The 16,748-nt window shown below is 60.9% G+C and carries 13 protein-coding genes; 10 read left to right on the forward strand and 3 right to left on the reverse strand.

Annotated elements, in window-relative coordinates:
• Positions 1–124 precede the first annotated feature (124 nt).
• The 4 genes from HX803_RS24100 to HX803_RS24115 all read left to right on the forward strand — a co-directional run bounded on the left by HX803_RS24100 (position 125) and on the right by HX803_RS24115 (position 3,511).
• Positions 125–1,090 carry an L-carnitine dehydrogenase gene (locus HX803_RS24100; protein WP_178924134.1) on the forward strand — a complete coding sequence of 322 codons (966 nt, stop codon included), beginning with the start codon at positions 125–127 and terminating at the stop codon, positions 1,088–1,090.
• A 126-nt stretch (positions 1,091–1,216) separates the two neighbouring features.
• On the forward strand, positions 1,217–1,693 hold the full coding sequence (locus tag HX803_RS24105; protein ID WP_178924136.1) for a thioesterase family protein: 477 nt from the start codon (positions 1,217–1,219) through the stop codon (positions 1,691–1,693).
• A 16-nt stretch (positions 1,694–1,709) separates the two neighbouring features.
• On the forward strand, positions 1,710–2,870 hold the full coding sequence (locus HX803_RS24110) for a gamma-butyrobetaine dioxygenase (RefSeq protein WP_178924138.1): 1,161 nt from the start codon (positions 1,710–1,712) through the stop codon (positions 2,868–2,870).
• A 377-nt stretch (positions 2,871–3,247) separates the two neighbouring features.
• Positions 3,248–3,511 carry a hypothetical protein gene (locus tag HX803_RS24115; protein WP_176996689.1) on the forward strand — a complete coding sequence of 88 codons (264 nt, stop codon included), beginning with the start codon at positions 3,248–3,250 and terminating at the stop codon, positions 3,509–3,511.
• 120 nt (positions 3,512–3,631) lie between these two features.
• On the opposite strand, the gene HX803_RS24120 is transcribed toward HX803_RS24115, so the two are convergent.
• Positions 3,632–4,735 (reverse strand): GlxA family transcriptional regulator, encoded by a 1,104-nt coding sequence (locus HX803_RS24120; RefSeq protein ID WP_049711185.1) that lies wholly within the window; start codon positions 4,733–4,735, stop codon positions 3,632–3,634.
• A gap of 514 nt (positions 4,736–5,249) precedes the next feature.
• Positions 5,250–6,626, reverse strand: a complete 1,377-nt coding sequence (locus tag HX803_RS24125; protein ID WP_178924140.1) for an L-serine ammonia-lyase — start codon at positions 6,624–6,626, stop codon at positions 5,250–5,252.
• A 572-nt stretch (positions 6,627–7,198) separates the two neighbouring features.
• On the opposite strand from HX803_RS24125, the gene HX803_RS24130 reads away from it, so the two are divergent.
• The 3 genes from HX803_RS24130 to choV all read left to right on the forward strand — a co-directional run bounded on the left by HX803_RS24130 (position 7,199) and on the right by choV (position 10,233).
• Positions 7,199–8,146: a choline ABC transporter substrate-binding protein gene (locus tag HX803_RS24130; protein ID WP_176996691.1), complete on the forward strand. Its 948-nt coding sequence runs from the start codon at positions 7,199–7,201 to the stop codon at positions 8,144–8,146.
• 66 nt (positions 8,147–8,212) lie between these two features.
• Entirely contained in the window at positions 8,213–9,058 is an 846-nt protein-coding gene (gene choW, locus HX803_RS24135) for a choline ABC transporter permease subunit (RefSeq protein WP_016972877.1), read from the forward strand.
• Complete coding sequence (gene choV, locus HX803_RS24140) at positions 9,055–10,233, forward strand: choline ABC transporter ATP-binding protein (RefSeq protein ID WP_178924142.1); 1,179 nt, start codon at positions 9,055–9,057, stop codon at positions 10,231–10,233. Before choW ends, choV begins: the two co-directional genes overlap by 4 nt.
• A 156-nt stretch (positions 10,234–10,389) precedes the next feature.
• Here choV and betT read toward each other — a convergent pair whose 3' ends face one another.
• A complete protein-coding gene (gene betT, locus HX803_RS24145) occupies positions 10,390–12,381 on the reverse strand; it encodes a choline BCCT transporter BetT (RefSeq protein ID WP_178924144.1) in 1,992 nt (663 codons plus the stop codon).
• A gap of 323 nt (positions 12,382–12,704) precedes the next feature.
• Between betT and betI the strand changes: the two genes are divergently transcribed.
• The 3 genes from betI to betA all read left to right on the forward strand — a co-directional run bounded on the left by betI (position 12,705) and on the right by betA (position 16,713).
• The gene (betI, locus tag HX803_RS24150) at positions 12,705–13,298 is read left to right on the forward strand and encodes a transcriptional regulator BetI (RefSeq protein WP_178924146.1); all 594 of its coding nucleotides are present in this window, start codon (positions 12,705–12,707) and stop codon (positions 13,296–13,298) included.
• A 110-nt stretch (positions 13,299–13,408) separates the two neighbouring features.
• On the forward strand, positions 13,409–14,881 hold the full coding sequence (betB, locus tag HX803_RS24155; RefSeq protein ID WP_178924148.1) for a betaine-aldehyde dehydrogenase: 1,473 nt from the start codon (positions 13,409–13,411) through the stop codon (positions 14,879–14,881).
• Positions 14,882–15,018: 137 nt separating this feature from the next.
• Positions 15,019–16,713 (forward strand): choline dehydrogenase, encoded by a 1,695-nt coding sequence (gene betA / locus HX803_RS24160; RefSeq protein ID WP_178924150.1) that lies wholly within the window; start codon positions 15,019–15,021, stop codon positions 16,711–16,713.
• Positions 16,714–16,748 lie beyond the last annotated feature (35 nt).

A 16,748-nucleotide genomic window follows, 5' to 3' on the forward strand; every position in this document is an offset into this window, starting at 1 on the left:
AATGGGGGAGCGGGCTTGCTCGCGAATGCGGTGAATCAGTCACCCAATGCATCAACTGACACACCGCATTCGCGAGCAAGCCCGCTCCCACATGGGTACATCACATTCTTCAGGAACATTGCCCATGAGCTTTATCACCGAAATCAAAACCTTCGCCGCCCTCGGCAGCGGTGTCATCGGCAGCGGCTGGGTGTCCCGCGCCCTGGCCCATGGCCTGGATGTCGTAGCCTGGGACCCGGCGCCCGGCGCCGAAGCCGCATTGCGCAAACGCGTCGCCAATGCCTGGGGCGCCCTTGAGAAACAAGGCCTGGCACCGGGTGCCTCCCAGGACCGCCTGCGCTTTGTCGCCACCATCGAGGAGTGCGTGAAAGACGCCGACTTCATCCAGGAAAGCGCTCCGGAACGCCTGGAGCTGAAACTGGAGTTGCACAGCAAGATCAGCGCGGCGGCCAAGCCCAACGCATTGATCGGCTCCAGCACATCCGGCCTGTTGCCGAGCGAATTCTATGAAGGCTCGATCCACCCGGAACGCTGCGTGGTCGGCCACCCGTTCAACCCGGTTTACCTGCTGCCGCTGGTGGAAGTGGTGGGCGGCAAGAACACCGCACCCGAGGCCATCCAGGCGGCGATCAAGGTGTATGAATCCCTCGGCATGCGCCCGCTGCACGTGCGCAAGGAAGTCCCCGGTTTCATCGCCGACCGCCTGCTCGAAGCGCTGTGGCGCGAGGCGCTGCACCTGGTCAATGACGGCGTAGCCACCACCGGCGAAATCGACGACGCGATCCGTTTCGGCGCCGGCCTGCGCTGGTCGTTCATGGGCACCTTCCTCACCTACACCCTGGCCGGTGGCGACGCTGGCATGCGGCACTTCATGGCGCAATTCGGCCCGGCGTTGCAACTGCCGTGGACCTACCTGCCGGCGCCGGAGCTGACCGACAAGCTGATCGATGACGTGGTGGACGGCACCAGCGATCAGTTGGGCAAGCACAGCATTTCGGCGCTGGAACGCTATCGTGATGATTGCCTGCTGGCGGTGCTGGAAGCGGTGAAGACCACCAAGGAAAAGCACGGCATGAGCTTCGCTGAGTAACTAATGTGGGAGCGGGCTTGCTCGCGAATGCGGTGGATCAGTCACGAATGCATCAACTGACACACCGTATTCGCGAGCAAGCCCGCTCCCACATTTTTGATCGAGTACATTCTTGGGATTCACACCATGCCTGCACTGACGACCTACACCACCCCCATCCAGCCCGACTGGGTGGACTACAACGGCCATCTACGCGATGCGTTCTACCTGCTGATCTTCAGCTACGCCACCGACGCGCTGATGGACACCCTGGGCCTGGACAGCGAAAACCGCGATGCCAGCGGCCATTCGCTGTTTACCCTGGAACTGCACCTGAACTACCTGCACGAAGTGAAATTGGGCGCTGAGGTCGAGGTGCACACCCAACTCATCGCCCATGACGCCAAGCGCCTGCACCTCTATCACAGCCTGCACCTCGTGGGCGACGAGAAGGAACTGGCGGGCAACGAACAGATGCTGCTGCACGTCGACCTCGCCGGCCCGCACTCCGCGCCGTTCACCGAGGCCACGCTGAAAAAACTCACGACCATCAGCGCAGAACAGGCCGACCTGCCGCGCCCTGCCCTGCTTGGCCGAGTGATTGGACTGCCACCCAAAAAATAAATAACAAGGAGCCACCATGCAAACCGCCGCCGCTGTTGCCGATTTCCGTACCTACCCGAAGATCTGTGACCTCGACGAGGTCCAGGTGCTCGACGATCAGATTCGCGTGCGCTGGGCCGATGGACGGGTCAGCCCTTTCCATCATCAGTGGCTGCGGGACAACTGCCCGTGCGCGCAGTGCGTGTACAGCGTGACCCGCGAGCAGGTGCTGGAGATCGTCGATGTGGACGAACAGCTCACCGCGATCAGCGCGCACATCGTGCAAGGTGACCTGAGCGTGGAGTGGAGCGGCGGCCACCACAGCCGGTACGACCCTGGCTGGTTGCGGGCTCACGCCTACGACGATGAATCCCGTGCCGAACGGCGGGCGGCGAAACCCAAATCCCAGCTGTGGGACAGCCGTTTCGAGCTGCCGGTTTTCGACTATACAGCCATCATGCAAGACCCCGGCGCGTTGCTGCAGTGGTTACTGGCCCTGCGCGACACCGGCTTGACGCAAATCCGTGGCGTGCCCACCGAGCCCGGCTCCCTGGCGTTCATCGCCAAGCGCATTTCGTTCATCCGCGAGAGCAACTTCGGCGTGCTGTTCAACGTGCAATCCAAGGCCGATGCCGACAGCAATGCCTACACCGCTTTCAACCTGCCGCTGCACAGTGATTTGCCGACGCGAGAGCTGCAACCGGGCCTGCAATTCCTGCATTGCCTGGTGAACGACGCCGACGGTGGCGAAAGCATTTTTGTCGACGGGTTTGCCATCGCCCAGGCCCTGCGCAACGAAGACCCCGAGGCGTTTCGCGCGCTGTGTGAGATCCCCGTGGAGTTTCGCAACAAGGACCGCCACAGCGACTACCGCCGGCTCGCACCGATCATCGCCCTGGATGCCTTGGGCGAAGTGGCGGAGATCCGCATGGCCAACTTCCTGCGCGGGCCGTTCGAGGCCAGCGTGGAGCAGATGCCTCTGTTGTACCGCGCGTATCGGCGGTTTATTGCGATGACGCGGGAGGCTCGTTTCCGCGTGGTACAGCGCCTGAATCCGGGTGAGTTGTGGTGCTTTGATAACCGCCGCACGTTGCATGCGCGCCATGCATTCGACCCGGCGTCCGGGGCGCGGCATTTTCAGGGGTGCTATATCGATCGGGATGAGTTGTTGTCCCGGATATTGGTATTGCAAAGGTAGACCGAGGCGCGGCCTTCGCGAGCAAGCCCTCTCCCACATTTGACCGAGTTCCAACTTTGGAATGCATCCCCCTGTAGGAGCCGGCTTGCCGGCGATGGCGTCAGCACAAACACCCCAAAACCCAGGCAAAAAAAGCCCCGACCCAGCCGTGACTGGATCGGGGCAGAGCGCTTGGTGTGAGCGTGACATCCCGAGGGTGACCAAACCTTCAAGGTGCTTGCTTGGCATTCAGTGTGCCTATTACTTCTGTCGGTAAATGGCCCGAAAACGACATGCTCATAGCCATCTGAGGCATTCGCTGATTCTGCCCTTGCCGACCGGTCGGAGGCCTACCAGAATCGAGGTCAGACCCCGCTCCCTACACCAGGAAAAACGCCATGATGCACGCGGATTTGATTGACCAGGATGACCTGCTGGGCCACCTGCGCTCGCTGGGTTTTGAAGTGTCCAGCGGTGCCACCGCTGAGCAGGCTTGCGAGTGCGCGGTACGCGGTTTGAGTGCGGCTCGGGCCAAGGCACTCAAGGGCATGGTGGAACAGATGTACACCGGCAGCGCGACGATTTTGCCGGCGGTGCGCCAGGCGATCGACAAGCAGTTGTTGCCGGCGTTGGTGCAGTTCAAGCAGAACTCTGGCGCCTGATAGACCGCTATCGCAGCGGTGCGACGACTCGACAAGCCAGCTCCCACATTCGACTGCATTCCAAAATTGGAACTCGGTCAAGTGTGGGAGCTGGCTTGCCTGCGATGAAGGCGACTCGGTCTAAAGCCGTACACTCGCAAACGTCGACTCATTGCGCGCCTGGCTCAACGCCGACATCGGCCCCGACAACGGTGACAACACCAGTGCCTGCGGAATCGGCATCATCGCCACTTGCTGCGCGGTGTTGGAGCCTACGCGTTCATCCCGTGGCGGAATGCCGAAGTATTCGCGGTAGCACTTGGAGAAGTGCGGCGTGGAGACAAACCCGCACACCGACGCCACTTCGATGATCGACATCGGCGTTTGCTTGAGCAGTTGCCGTGCACGGATCAGGCGCAGCTTGAGGTAGTAGCGCGACGGCGAGCAGTGCAGGTATTTCTGGAATAGGCGCTCCAGCTGACGACGGGACACGGCGACATACACCGCCAGTTCGTCCAGGTCGATCGGCTCTTCCAGGTTGGCTTCCATCAGCGCGACGATTTCCTGCAGCTTCGGCTGGTTGGTGCCGAGCATGTGCTTGAGCGGCACACGCTGGTGATCCTGTTCGTTGCGGATGCGTTCGTACACGAACATCTCGGAGATGGCGGCCGACAGTTCACGGCCGTGGTCGCGACTGATCAGGTGCAGCATCATGTCCAGCGGCGCGGTGCCGCCCGAACTGGTGAAGCGGTTACGGTCGAGGGTGAACAGGCGTGTGCTCATGGCCACGCGGGGGAAGGCTTCCTGCATCGACGCCAGGCATTCCCAGTGCACGCTGCAATCGAACCCGTCCAGCAAACCGGCACAGGCCAGGGCCCAACTGCCGGTACACACCGCGCCAAGGCGGCGGGACTGACGCGCCTGGCTTTGCAACCACGACACGTGCTCACGGGTCACGGTACGCTGGATACCCACGCCGCCGCACACAATCACGGTGTCCAGGGCTGGGGCTTTGTGCATGGAGGCATCGGGGGTGATCTGCAGACCGTCGCTGGCCCACACCTGGTTTCCGTCAACACTCAAGGTGGTCCAGCGATACAGTTCGCGGCCGGAGAGTTGGTTGGCCATGCGCAGCGGTTCGACTGCGGAAGCCAGGGAAATCAGCGTGAAATTGTCCAGCAGCAAAAAGCCGATGGATTGAGGCGCACGGTTCTGGGGTTGGGCCCCGGAGTTGAACGACGTCATCGCGGTATCTCCTCACACAAAGCGGGTGATGGCCTCAGGCGAGGCTCTTGTTATTGCGCTCGTCTGCGACACAGAACGAGGCTTTGAATTGATAGAGCAAATGCCATGCCTAAAATTGAATGGCCGTCCAATAACTCCTAAAAACGACCTCATGACGCGTCTATATAAGCCCGCGCGGTATGTGCGGGATATGACCTGAAATGGGCGTAGGAGCAGGCCTACCTGAGGGGTGTGAGCAGATCGGTAGCACTTGTGGGAAGGCGCTTTGCGGGTGTGGGAGAAGTCTGTCACCGCAAGCGCGGAGGACGAGGGATCAGGCGGGAAATCGTTTGGGAGCTACTTATCTGTTTGCGACGCGCTAAAAGGTGGCGCTTTTGGATCCGGGTGTTCACTTTATGAGCAGTGTTGCCCTTGTGGCGAGCGAGCTTGCTCGCGCTGGAGTGCGAAGCGCTCCCAAGATTTTAGGGCCGCTACGCAGCCCAACGGGAGCAAGCTCCCTCGCCACAAAAACATCTCAGCACTCAACCGCACTCACCGCCAACCCACCCCGCGATGTCTCTTTGTACTTGTCATGCATGTCCGCCCCGGTATCGCGCATGGTGCGGATCACCCGGTCCAGGGAGATGAAATGCTGGCCATCCCCGCGCAAGGCCATCTGCGCCGCGTTGATCGCCTTGACCGCCGCAATCGCATTACGCTCGATGCACGGCACTTGCACCAGCCCGCCCACCGGATCGCAGGTGAGGCCGAGGTTATGTTCCAAACCGATTTCAGCGGCGTTACACAATTGTTCCGGCGTGGCACCAAGGATTTCCGCCAAACCGGCCGCCGCCATGGCGCACGCCGAGCCGACTTCGCCTTGGCAGCCCACTTCGGCGCCGGAGATCGAGGCGTTTTTCTTGCACAGGATGCCCACCGCCGCCGCGCCGAGCAGGTAGTCGACCACGTTGGCTTCGGTGACGTCCTCGCTGAACTTCATAAAGTAGTGCAGCACTGCCGGGATGATCCCCGCCGCGCCGTTGGTCGGTGCGGTGACCATGCGCCCACCGGCCGCGTTTTCTTCGTTGACCGCCAGGGCGAACAGGTTCACCCATTCCATGGCACTCAAGGTCGAACCGATCACGTTGGGTTTGTTCAATTCCTGCAGGCTGCGATGCAACTTGGCGGCACGCCGGCGCACGTTCAGGCCACCGGGCAGGATGCCTTCGTGCTTGAGGCCTTGTTCCACGCAATCTTGCATGGCGCGCCAGAGCTTCATCAGGCCGCTGCGGATCTCTGCTTCAGAGCGCCACACCTTTTCATTGGCCATCATCAACTCGGCCACGCGCAGGTTGTGGGTCTTGCACAGCTGCAGCAACTCCACCGCGCTGGAAAAATCGTAAGGCAGCTCGGTACGGTCCATGTCGGCCACGCCGCTTTGCGCCTGGGCTTCATCCACCACGAAACCACCGCCGACTGAATAGTAGGTGTCGCGGTGCAGCTCGCCGTCATCGCCGTACACCACCAGGGTCATGGCATTGGGATGGAACGGCAGGTTTTCGTCGAGCAGGCGCATGTCCCGTGCCCACACGAACGGCACCGGCAAACGCCCGTCCAGCAGCAGCGTGTCGGTTTCGCGCAGGGTGTGAATGCGCAGGCCGATCTGCGAGGGGTCGATTGCATCCGGCCATTCACCCATCAAGCCCATGATGGTGGCGGTGTCGCTGCCATGGCCGATGCCCGTGGCAGACAGCGAGCCATAAAGCTGAACTTCGACGCGCCGCACTTGTTCCAACCATTCACGTTCACGCAGTGCTTGGACGAACAACGCCGCGGCGCGCATGGGGCCGACGGTGTGAGAACTCGAAGGCCCGATGCCGATCTTGAACAGGTCGAAAACACTGATAGCCATTGCCGTAGAACTCCTCGGGTGAACAGGCCAGGCACCTACGAGCTGCTACGCTCGTAGCTCGCGTGGCCCTTTATTGGGCCCAAGTTCGGATGCCAGGCGTCCATAACCAAGGCGCTGCGACGAGTCATAGTTCCACTATGGCGAGGAGCAGCAACGCAGGGTATGGACACCTGGCGCCGAAATTGGGATCAAGAAAGGGCCACGCGAGCTACACGGCCCAGATGGCGGCATCATCAAGCTTTTGTTCGCCGTCACGGCGTCTCACACCGACGTGACCATGCTCAGTAACGTCGCTCGTGTTCGATCACTTGTTTTGGCCGTTTTTAGCGGTGCAGATCGGTAAAAACCGCAGTTTTGCCGTGGAAAAAATCTGTAAGCGACGTCACCGACACTGGATACGACCATCCCTGTACTGGATACGACGCCCCCTGTAGGCGTCAGATTTTCACTGGTACATGATCAGTCTCGACTCGTTTGCAAGGCACCGTGCCAGAGCTGTTGTCGCACGCACCAACCGCAACACATATAAAGCGCGGCGAACGCCGCCAGAAAAAACACAGGAGTCTAGCCCCATGAAAGGTTCACCCTCGTTGTTGTTGGCCGCCATGTTGAGTCTGCCAGTCCTGGCGCACGCTGCAGAACCGGCACAATGTCAGACCGTCAACTTCTCCGATGTCGGCTGGACCGACATCACCGTCACTACCGCGACCACCAGCGAAGTCCTCAAGGGCCTGGGCTACAAGCCCCGCACCACGATGATTTCGGTGCCAGTGACCTACAAGTCCCTGGCTGACGGCAAGAACATGGACATCTTCCTCGGCAACTGGATGCCGACCATGGAAAACGACATCAAGCAGTACCGTGATGCCGGCACCGTGGAAACCGTCCGCGCCAACCTCGAAAACGCCAAGTACACCCTGGCGGTGCCCGAGGCGCTGTACAACAAAGGCCTTAAAGACTTCGCCGATATCGCCAAATTCAAGGATGAGCTGGGCGGCAAGATCTATGGCATCGAGCCGGGTAACGACGGCAATCGCACCATCCAGACCCTCATCGACAAAGACGCCTTCGGCCTGAAAACCGCTGGCTTCAAAGTGGTCGAGTCCAGCGAAGCCGGGATGCTCTCGCAAGTGGAACGCGCCACCAAGCGCGACCAGGCCATCGTGTTCCTCGGCTGGGAACCGCACCCGATGAACACCCGCTTCAAGATGAAGTACCTGACCGGGGGTGACGATTCGTTCGGCCCCAACTACGGCCAGGCCACCATCTACACCAACACCCGCAAGGGCTACACCCAGGAATGCAGCAACGTGGGCCAGCTGCTGAAAAACCTGGTGTTCACCCTGAACATGGAAAGCACCCTGATGGGTAAAGTCCTGGACGACAAACAGAAACCCGACGTCGCCGCCAAGGCCTGGCTCAAGGCCAACCCGCAAGTGCTCGACACCTGGCTCGCCGGTGTCACCACCGTTGATGGCAAACCAGGTCTGGAGGCCGTTAAAGCTTATCTCGCCAAGTAATCGCTGACCCCGGGGCGGTGCGCTGCCCCGGGATGTTTTCCCTTTCGCATGTGGACATTCACTACCATGCTGACTGAACAGAAAATCCCACTAGGCCAGTACATCGCTGCCTTCGTCGAATGGCTGACCCAACACGGCGCCAACTACTTCGACGCAATCGCATCGACGCTGGAAACGATGATCCACGGCGTGACGTTTGCGCTGACCTGGTTCAATCCGCTGGCATTGATCGGTCTGATTGCGCTGCTGGCTCACTTCATTCAACGCAAATGGGGCCTGACGGTCTTTGTCATCGCCTCCTTCCTGCTGATCCTGAACCTGGGGTACTGGCAGGAAACCATGGAAACCCTCGCCCAGGTGTTGTTCGCCACCCTGGTCTGCGTGGTCATCGGTGTGCCGCTGGGCATTGTTGCCGCGCACAAACCGCTGTTCTACACCATGATGCGGCCGGTGCTCGATCTGATGCAGACCGTACCGACCTTCGTCTACCTCATCCCTACCCTGACCCTCTTCGGGCTGGGTGTGGTGCCCGGCCTGATCTCCACGGTGGTGTTCGCGATTGCCGCGCCTATCCGCCTGACCTACCTGGGTATCCGTGATGTACCGCAAGAGTTGATGGACGCCGGCAAGGCCTTTGGCTGCTCGCGCCGTCAGTTGCTCTCGCGCATTGAACTGCCCCACGCCATGCCGAGCATCGCTGCCGGCATTACCCAATGCATCATGCTGTCGTTGTCGATGGTGGTGATCGCGGCCTTGGTTGGCGCCGACGGCCTCGGCAAGCCGGTGGTCAACGCACTGAACACCGCCGACATCGCCCTGGGCTTTGAAGCCGGCCTGGCAATCGTGCTGCTGGCCATCATGCTCGACCGCATCTGCAAACAACCCGACGCCAAAGTAGGGGGTGATGCATGAGCATTATCCGATTCGACAAAGTCGACGTGATCTTCTCCAAAGACCCACGCGAAGCGCTCAAGCTGCTGGACCAGGGCATGAGCCGTAACGAGATCCTGAAAAAGACCGGGCAGATTGTCGGCGTAGAAAAAGCCAGCCTGGACATCGAGAAAGGCGAAATCTGCGTGCTGATGGGCCTGTCGGGTTCTGGCAAGTCGAGCTTGCTGCGCTGCATCAACGGCCTCAACACCGTAAGCCGTGGCCAGTTGTTCGTGGAGCACGAAGGCCGCCAGATCGACATCGCTTCATGCTCCGACGCCGAGCTGAAAATGATGCGCACCAAACGCATCGCCATGGTGTTCCAGAAGTTCGCCCTGATGCCGTGGCTGACGGTGCGCGAGAACATCAGCTTCGGCCTTGAGATGCAGGGCCGTCCGGAGAAAGACCGGCGCAAGCTGGTGGATGAAAAACTCGAGCTGGTGGGCCTGACTCAGTGGCGTAACAAGAAGCCGGATGAACTCTCCGGCGGCATGCAGCAGCGCGTGGGCCTGGCCCGTGCGTTGGCGATGGACGCCGACATCCTGCTGATGGACGAACCCTTCTCTGCCCTCGACCCGCTGATCCGCCAGGGCCTGCAGGACGAACTGCTGGAACTGCAACGCAAGCTGAGCAAGACCATCGTGTTCGTGAGCCACGACCTCGACGAAGCCCTCAAGCTCGGCAGCCGTATCGCGATCATGAAAGACGGCAAGATCATCCAGTACAGCGTGCCGGAAGAGATCGTGCTGAACCCGGCCGATGACTATGTGCGCACCTTCGTCGCCCATACCAACCCGCTGAACGTACTGTGCGGACGCAGCCTGATGCGCACCCTGGACAACTGCAAGCGCGTCAACGGTTCGGTGTGCCTGGACCCAGGCGGCGACTCGTGGCTGGACCTGGCCGAAGGCAACACCATTAAAGGTGCACGCCAGAATGGCGCGGTGATGAACCTGCAGAACTGGGCGCCGGGGCAAGCGGTGGAAGGTTTGGGCCGGATACCGACGCTGGTGGACTCGAACATCGGCATGCGCGATGCGCTGCAGATTCGTTATCACACGGGGAACAAGCTGGTGTTGCATGACAACAACCAGGTGGTGGGGATTCTGGGGGACAGCGAGCTGTACCACGCCTTGCTGGGCAAGAACCTGGGCTAAATCCAACTAAAGAAATGCGGTCGATGTGGGAGCTGGCTTGCCTGCGATAGCGGTGGTGAATTCACTACAGCTATCGCAGGCAAGCCAGCTCCCACAGTTGACCTCATTCCAATCATGAAACAGCGGCACCAGTGACGGCGCCGCTCAGCTCAATCATCAGCTATAGACACGGCCAAGGAGCTGCCGATGGCTTTCAAACTGATCGAGCACGTCCCGGGTGATCTGTTCCTGGGTAAAGCCCATCAGGTCGTATTCCTGAGGTCCGTTGTGCAGGTAGACCTCGGCCCGGTAGTAACGGGTGCGCTCTTCCTCGGGCAGGTCGGTCGGTGCCGACGAGTAAGCATCCAGGCTCACTTCGTAGACAAACGGGTTGCCCTCTTCCATCTCGATCCGCACACCAATGCAACGCTTGGATTTGCCGAGCAAAGTCTGCACTTCAAGGCCCTGTTCACGCAGCGCGCTCGCCGCTTCTTCCAGCGCAGGCGTGACGTGCTTGTCCATGAAACGTTGCACGGTGCCTTGGCTCGGTTGCAGGTCCAGCGCAGTCAAACGCTCGCTGAAACCACGACGGCCACGCTCTGCCAGTTGCGCCTGCTCTTGTTCGATGGCCACGTCCTGGCGCATTGCCTTGTGCAAGCCGAACATGAAGAAAATCAGCACCACCGAGAACGGCAGCCCTGCCAGCACCACCATGGTTTGCATGGCTTCAAAGTTGCCGGCGAACAGCAGACCGATGGTCACCAGGGTGATCACCACCGACCAGAAGATCCGCAGCCAGTGCGGCGCATCTTCATCCACGTTGCCGCCTTTGCACGACAGGTTGGCCATCATCACCGCGCCGGAATCCGCCGGGGTCAGGAACAGCACGAAACCTACGAAGATCGACACACCGATGACGACTTTCGACGCTGGGTAATGCTCCAGCAGTTGGTAGATGGCCATGGACGGTTGTTCCAGCGCCGTCTTGCCCAACTCCACTGCACCGTGGTTCAGCACCAGGTCCAGGGCCGAGTTACCGAAGATCGACAGCCACGCCAGGGTGAAGCCCAGCGGAATCAACAGCACGCCCGCCACCAGTTCACGCACCGTGCGACCACGGGAAATACGCGCGATGAACATGCCCACGAATGGGGCCCAGGAAATCCACCACGCCCAGTAGAACAGGGTCCACAGGCCCATCCAGCGCTCGGTCTTGTCGGCGTCGCCTTCATACACATAGAGGTCGAAGGTTTTCAGCACCAGGCCGTTCATGTAGTCGCCGATGTTCTGCACAAAGCCGTTGAGCAAGTGCAGGGTCGGGCCGAACAGCAGCACAAAGATCAGCAAACCGCTGAACAGCACGATGTTGAGGTTGGACAGGCGGCGAATGCCGTTCTCCACACCCGACACGGCGGCGATGGTCGCCACGGTGCTCATCACGATGATCACGATCAGCAGGTTGGTGTTGCTGTGCTGCATGCCGAACAGGTTTTCAAGCCCCGACGACACTTGCATCGAGCCAATGCCCAGGTTGGTCACCAGACCCAGCAGCGTCACGAACATGCCGAAGCCGTCCACCGCATGGCCGGCCGCACCTTTCACCCAACGCTCGCCTACCAGTGGGTAGAGTGCCGAGCGCAAGGCCAGCGGCTGGTTGTGGCGGTACGCGAAGTACGCCACGGCCAGGCCGACCAGGGCGTAGATCGCCCAGCCGTGCAGGCCCCAGTGCAGGAAGGTCAGTTGCAGCGCCTGGCGGGCGGCGCCATTGCTGGCGGCGGCGCCTTCAGGCGGGTTGAAGTAGTGGTCCAAAGGCTCGGATGCACCGAAGTACAGCAGCGAGATGCCGATGCCGGACGAGAACAGCATGCCGGCCCAGGCGCCGTAGCTGAAGTCCGGGGTGTCGTCCTTGCTGCCCAGTTTCAACTTGCCGTAGGACGAAAACGCCAGGCCCACCACGAACACGAGGTAGGCGGCGATGACCACCATGTAGTACCAGCCGAAGCTTTTGGAAAGCCAGGCCTGTGCAACACCGAGCATGCGCCCGGCCTCCTGCGGGGCGATGATCAGAATGGCGGTCAACAACAGAATCAGCGCGGTGGAGGTGTAGAACACCCAACCGTTGACCCGGACCTTTTCAGGCGGGGTCTTTATAAGAGAGGCAGAACTCATGGCGCAGATGCTCCGGGCAGTGCGAGAGAGAAACACAAGGCAACGGTTATCCCGGGACATCGATTTTTCGGCAGTCGACGGACGGGTGTTATAAAGACACCCCGAAAATCCTTGAGCCCCCACCGAACCGGTAGGCAGGGCGTTCCAAGGGTTTTTGCAGGTGTCATTTGTCGCGGCTCACAGGTAGGAAACATCTGTAGGCAGCGACCATTTGTCGCAGATCTTATTCTTTGTTGATTGAACGTTCAATCAAAACAAAATAGACTGGCCATCAAGCCGACGGACGTTTATCGCCCATCGGCAGGCCTAAGGAGAGGTGCTACATGCCCAAGGTCGGTATGCAACCCATACGCCGCCAGCAATTGATCGAGGCCACGTTGACGGCCATCGATCAGGTCGGGATGGGAGATGCCAGCATTGCGCTGATCGCCCGCTTGGCCGGCGTGTCGAACGGCATCATCAGTCACTACTTTCAGGACAAGAACGGCCTGATCGCAGCGACCATGCGTTACCTGATGAACGCGCTGATCGAGAACGTCCACGAACGCAGGCTAGCGCTGACAGACGACAGCCCCCGTGCCCACCTGCAGGTGATCATCGAGGGCAACTTCGACGCCAGCCAGGTCAACGGACCGGCAATGAAAACCTGGCTGGCCTTCTGGGCCACCAGCATGCACCACCCGTCTTTGCACAGGTTGCAGCGGATCAACGATCAACGTCTGTATTCCAACCTGTGCTGCCAGTTCCGCCGAGTGCTGCCGCTGCCGCACGCACGTAAAGCAGCCCGAGGCCTGGCGGCCCTGATCGACGGTTTGTGGTTGCGCGGCGCCCTGTCGGGAGACGCTTTCGACACGGCGCAGGCGCAACGGATCGCTTACGAATACATGGATTTCCAATTGGCCAAGCAGGTGAGTTAGAGCACACATAACCGCTCAACCCCTGAACTGCTGTCGCTCAGTGTTGCCACACCCTTATGGCCCATTGATCGGCGGTTAACGCCAACCACTTATGCACTTGCGAGGACTTTATGGCCCGTTTCGAACTGCAAAAACTCTACATTGACGGCGGCTACAGCGACGCTGGCAGCGATGCCACCTTCGACGCCATCAACCCGGCTAACGGTGAAGTTCTCGCCCAAGTGCAACGCGCGACGAAAGAAGACGTTGAACGTGCCGTGGTCAGCGCCGAAAAGGGCCAGAAAATCTGGGCCGCCATGACCGCCATGGAGCGCTCCCGCATCCTGCGCCGTGCCGTCGACATCCTGCGCGAGCGCAACGATGAACTGGCCGCTCTGGAAACCCTGGACACCGGCAAAGCCTTTTCCGAAACCAAGTACGTCGACATCGTCACCGGCGCTGACGTGCTGGAATACTACGCAGGCCTGGTACCCGCCATCGAAGGCGAGCAGATCCCGCTGCGTGACACCGCCTTCGTCTACACCCGCCGTGAGCCGCTGGGCGTGGTCGCCGGTATCGGCGCGTGGAACTACCCGATCCAGATCGCCCTGTGGAAATCCGCACCGGCCCTGGCCGCCGGCAACGCGATGATCTTCAAGCCAAGCGAAGTCACCTCGCTGACTACCCTGAAACTGGCCGAGATCTACACCGAAGCCGGCGTTCCGGCAGGCGTGTTCAACGTACTGACCGGCAGCGGCCGTGAAGTCGGCACCTGGCTGACCGAACACCCACGTATCGAGAAAGTCTCCTTCACCGGCGGCACCGACACCGGCAAGAAAGTCATGGCCAGCGCGTCGAGCTCCTCGCTCAAAGACGTGACCATGGAACTGGGCGGCAAGTCCCCGCTGATCATCTTCGACGACGCCGACCTCGACCGCGCCGCCGACACCGCGATGATGGCCAACTTCTACAGCTCCGGCCAGGTCTGCACCAACGGCACCCGTGTGTTCGTGCCCAAGCACCTGCAAGCAGCGTTCGAAGCCAAGATCGCTGAACGTGTTGCGCGCATCCGCATCGGTAACCCGGAAGACGAAAACACCAACTTCGGCCCGCTGGTCAGCTTCCAGCACATGGAAAGCGTGCTGGGCTACATCGCCAAGGGCAAAGAGCAAGGCGCACGCCTGCTGTGCGGCGGCGATCGCCTGACCGACGGCGATTTCGCCAAAGGCGCCTTCGTGGCCCCGACCGTGTTCACCGACTGCACTGACGACATGACCATCGTCCGTGAAGAAATCTTCGGCCCAGTGATGGCGATCCTGACCTACGAGACCGAAGAAGAAGTGATCCGTCGCGCCAACGACACCGACTTCGGCCTGGCCGCTGGCCTGGTAACCAAGGACCTGAACCGCGCCCACCGCGTGATTCATCAGCTGGAAGCGGGTATCTGCTGGATCAACGCCTGGGGCGAGTCCGACGCGAAGATGCCGGTCGGTGGCTACAAGCAATCCGGTGTGGGCCGTGAGAACGGCATCAGCTCCCTGAACAACTTCACCCGCATCAAATCGGTACAGGTTGAGCTGGGCGATTACGCCTCGGTGTTCTGATACCCCGAGTGTTGTGTTGCCTGTGAGGCCCCTATCGCAGGCAAGCCAGCTCCCACATTGGGAATGCGTTCCCCTGTGGGAGCCGGGCTTGCCCGCGATGAGGCCCGACCTGACTATCTCAAAAGAGGGTGCATCCAATGTCCCAAGAATACGATTACATCATTGTGGGTGCCGGCTCCGCCGGTAACACCCTGGCGACCCGTCTGACCGAAGACGAAGGCGTCACTGTTCTGCTGCTGGAAGCCGGTGGCCCCGACTACCGTTTCGACTTCCGCACGCAAATGCCCGCCGCCCTGGCGTTCCCGCTGCAAGGCCGCCGCTACAACTGGGCCTACGAGACCGATCCAGAGCCACACATGGACGGCCGCCGTATGGAATGCGGTCGCGGCAAGGGCCTGGGCGGCTCGTCGCTGATCAACGGCATGTGCTACATCCGTGGCAACGCGATGGACTACGACGGCTGGGCAAAACTGCCAGGCCTGGAAAACTGGACCTACCTGGACTGCCTGCCGTACTTCCGTAAAGCCGAAACCCGCGACATCGGCCCGAACGATTGGCACGGCGGCGACGGCCCGGTCAGCGTGACCACGCCAAAAGCCGGCAACAACCCCCTGTTCCACGCCATGGTTGAAGCCGGCGTGCAGGCGGGCTACCCGCGTACCGAAGACTTGAACGGCTACCAGCAAGAAGGCTTCGGCCCGATGGACCGTACCGTCACGCCGAAGGGCCGTCGCGCCAGCACCGCGCGCGGTTACCTGGACACCGCCAAGAAGCGCTCCACGCTGACCATCGTCACCCACGCCCTCAGCGACAAAGTGCTGTTCGAAGGCAAGCGTGCCGTTGGCGTGCGTTACCTGATCGGCGCTGCCGAAGAGCGCGTTGAAGCCCGTGCACGCAAAGAAGTCATCGTGTGCAGCGGCGCAATCGGTTCGCCGCAACTGCTGCAACGCTCCGGTGTTGGCCCGTCCAAGCTGCTGGAAAGCCTCGACATCCCGGTGGTCCACGACCTGCCAGGCGTCGGCGAAAACCTGCAGGACCACCTTGAGCTGTACCTGCAATACGCCTGCACCCAACCGGTGTCGCTGTACCCGTCGCTGCTCTGGTACAACCAACCGGCGATTGGTGCCGAGTGGCTGTTCAACGGCACCGGCATCGGCGCCAGCAACCAGTTCGAAGCGGGCGGTTTCATCCGTACCCGTGAAGAATTCGAATGGCCGAACATCCAGTACCACTTCCTGCCGGTGGCGATTAACTACAACGGCAGCAACGGTGTGCAAGAGCACGGCTTCCAGGCGCACATGGGTTCCATGCGTTCGCCGAGCCGTGGCCGCATCCAGCTGAAGTCGAAGAACCCACGGGACTACCCGAGCATCCTCTTCAACTACATGGCCACCGAGCAGGATTGGCAGGAATTCCGCGACGGCATCCGCCTGACCCGTGAAATCATGCAACAGCCGGCGCTGGACCAATACCGTGGCCGTGAAATCAGCCCGGGGATTGAGGTGCAAACCGATGAGCAGCTGGACAAGTTCATCCGCGAGCACGCCGAAACCGCGTTCCACCCGTCCTGCTCGTGCAAGATGGGCACCGACGACATGGCGGTGGTGGATGGCGAAGGCCGCGTGCATGGCATGCAGGGCCTGCGTGTGGTGGATGCGTCGATCATGCCGATCATCACCACCGGCAACCTGAACGCGCCGACGATCATGATCGCCGAGAAAATCGCCGACAAGATCCGTGGCCGCCAGCCGCTGCCGCGCAGCACCGCTGACTACTACGTGGCCGGCGATGCGCCGGTGCGTGGCAAGCCGCTGCGTGAAATCGCGCAGTAACTGATACACCGCAATCTCTTGTAGTGAGCGGGCTT

Source organism: Pseudomonas sp. P7548, from assembly GCF_013386585.1.
In the GTDB taxonomy this organism is placed as follows: Bacteria; Pseudomonadota; Gammaproteobacteria; order Pseudomonadales; family Pseudomonadaceae; genus Aquipseudomonas.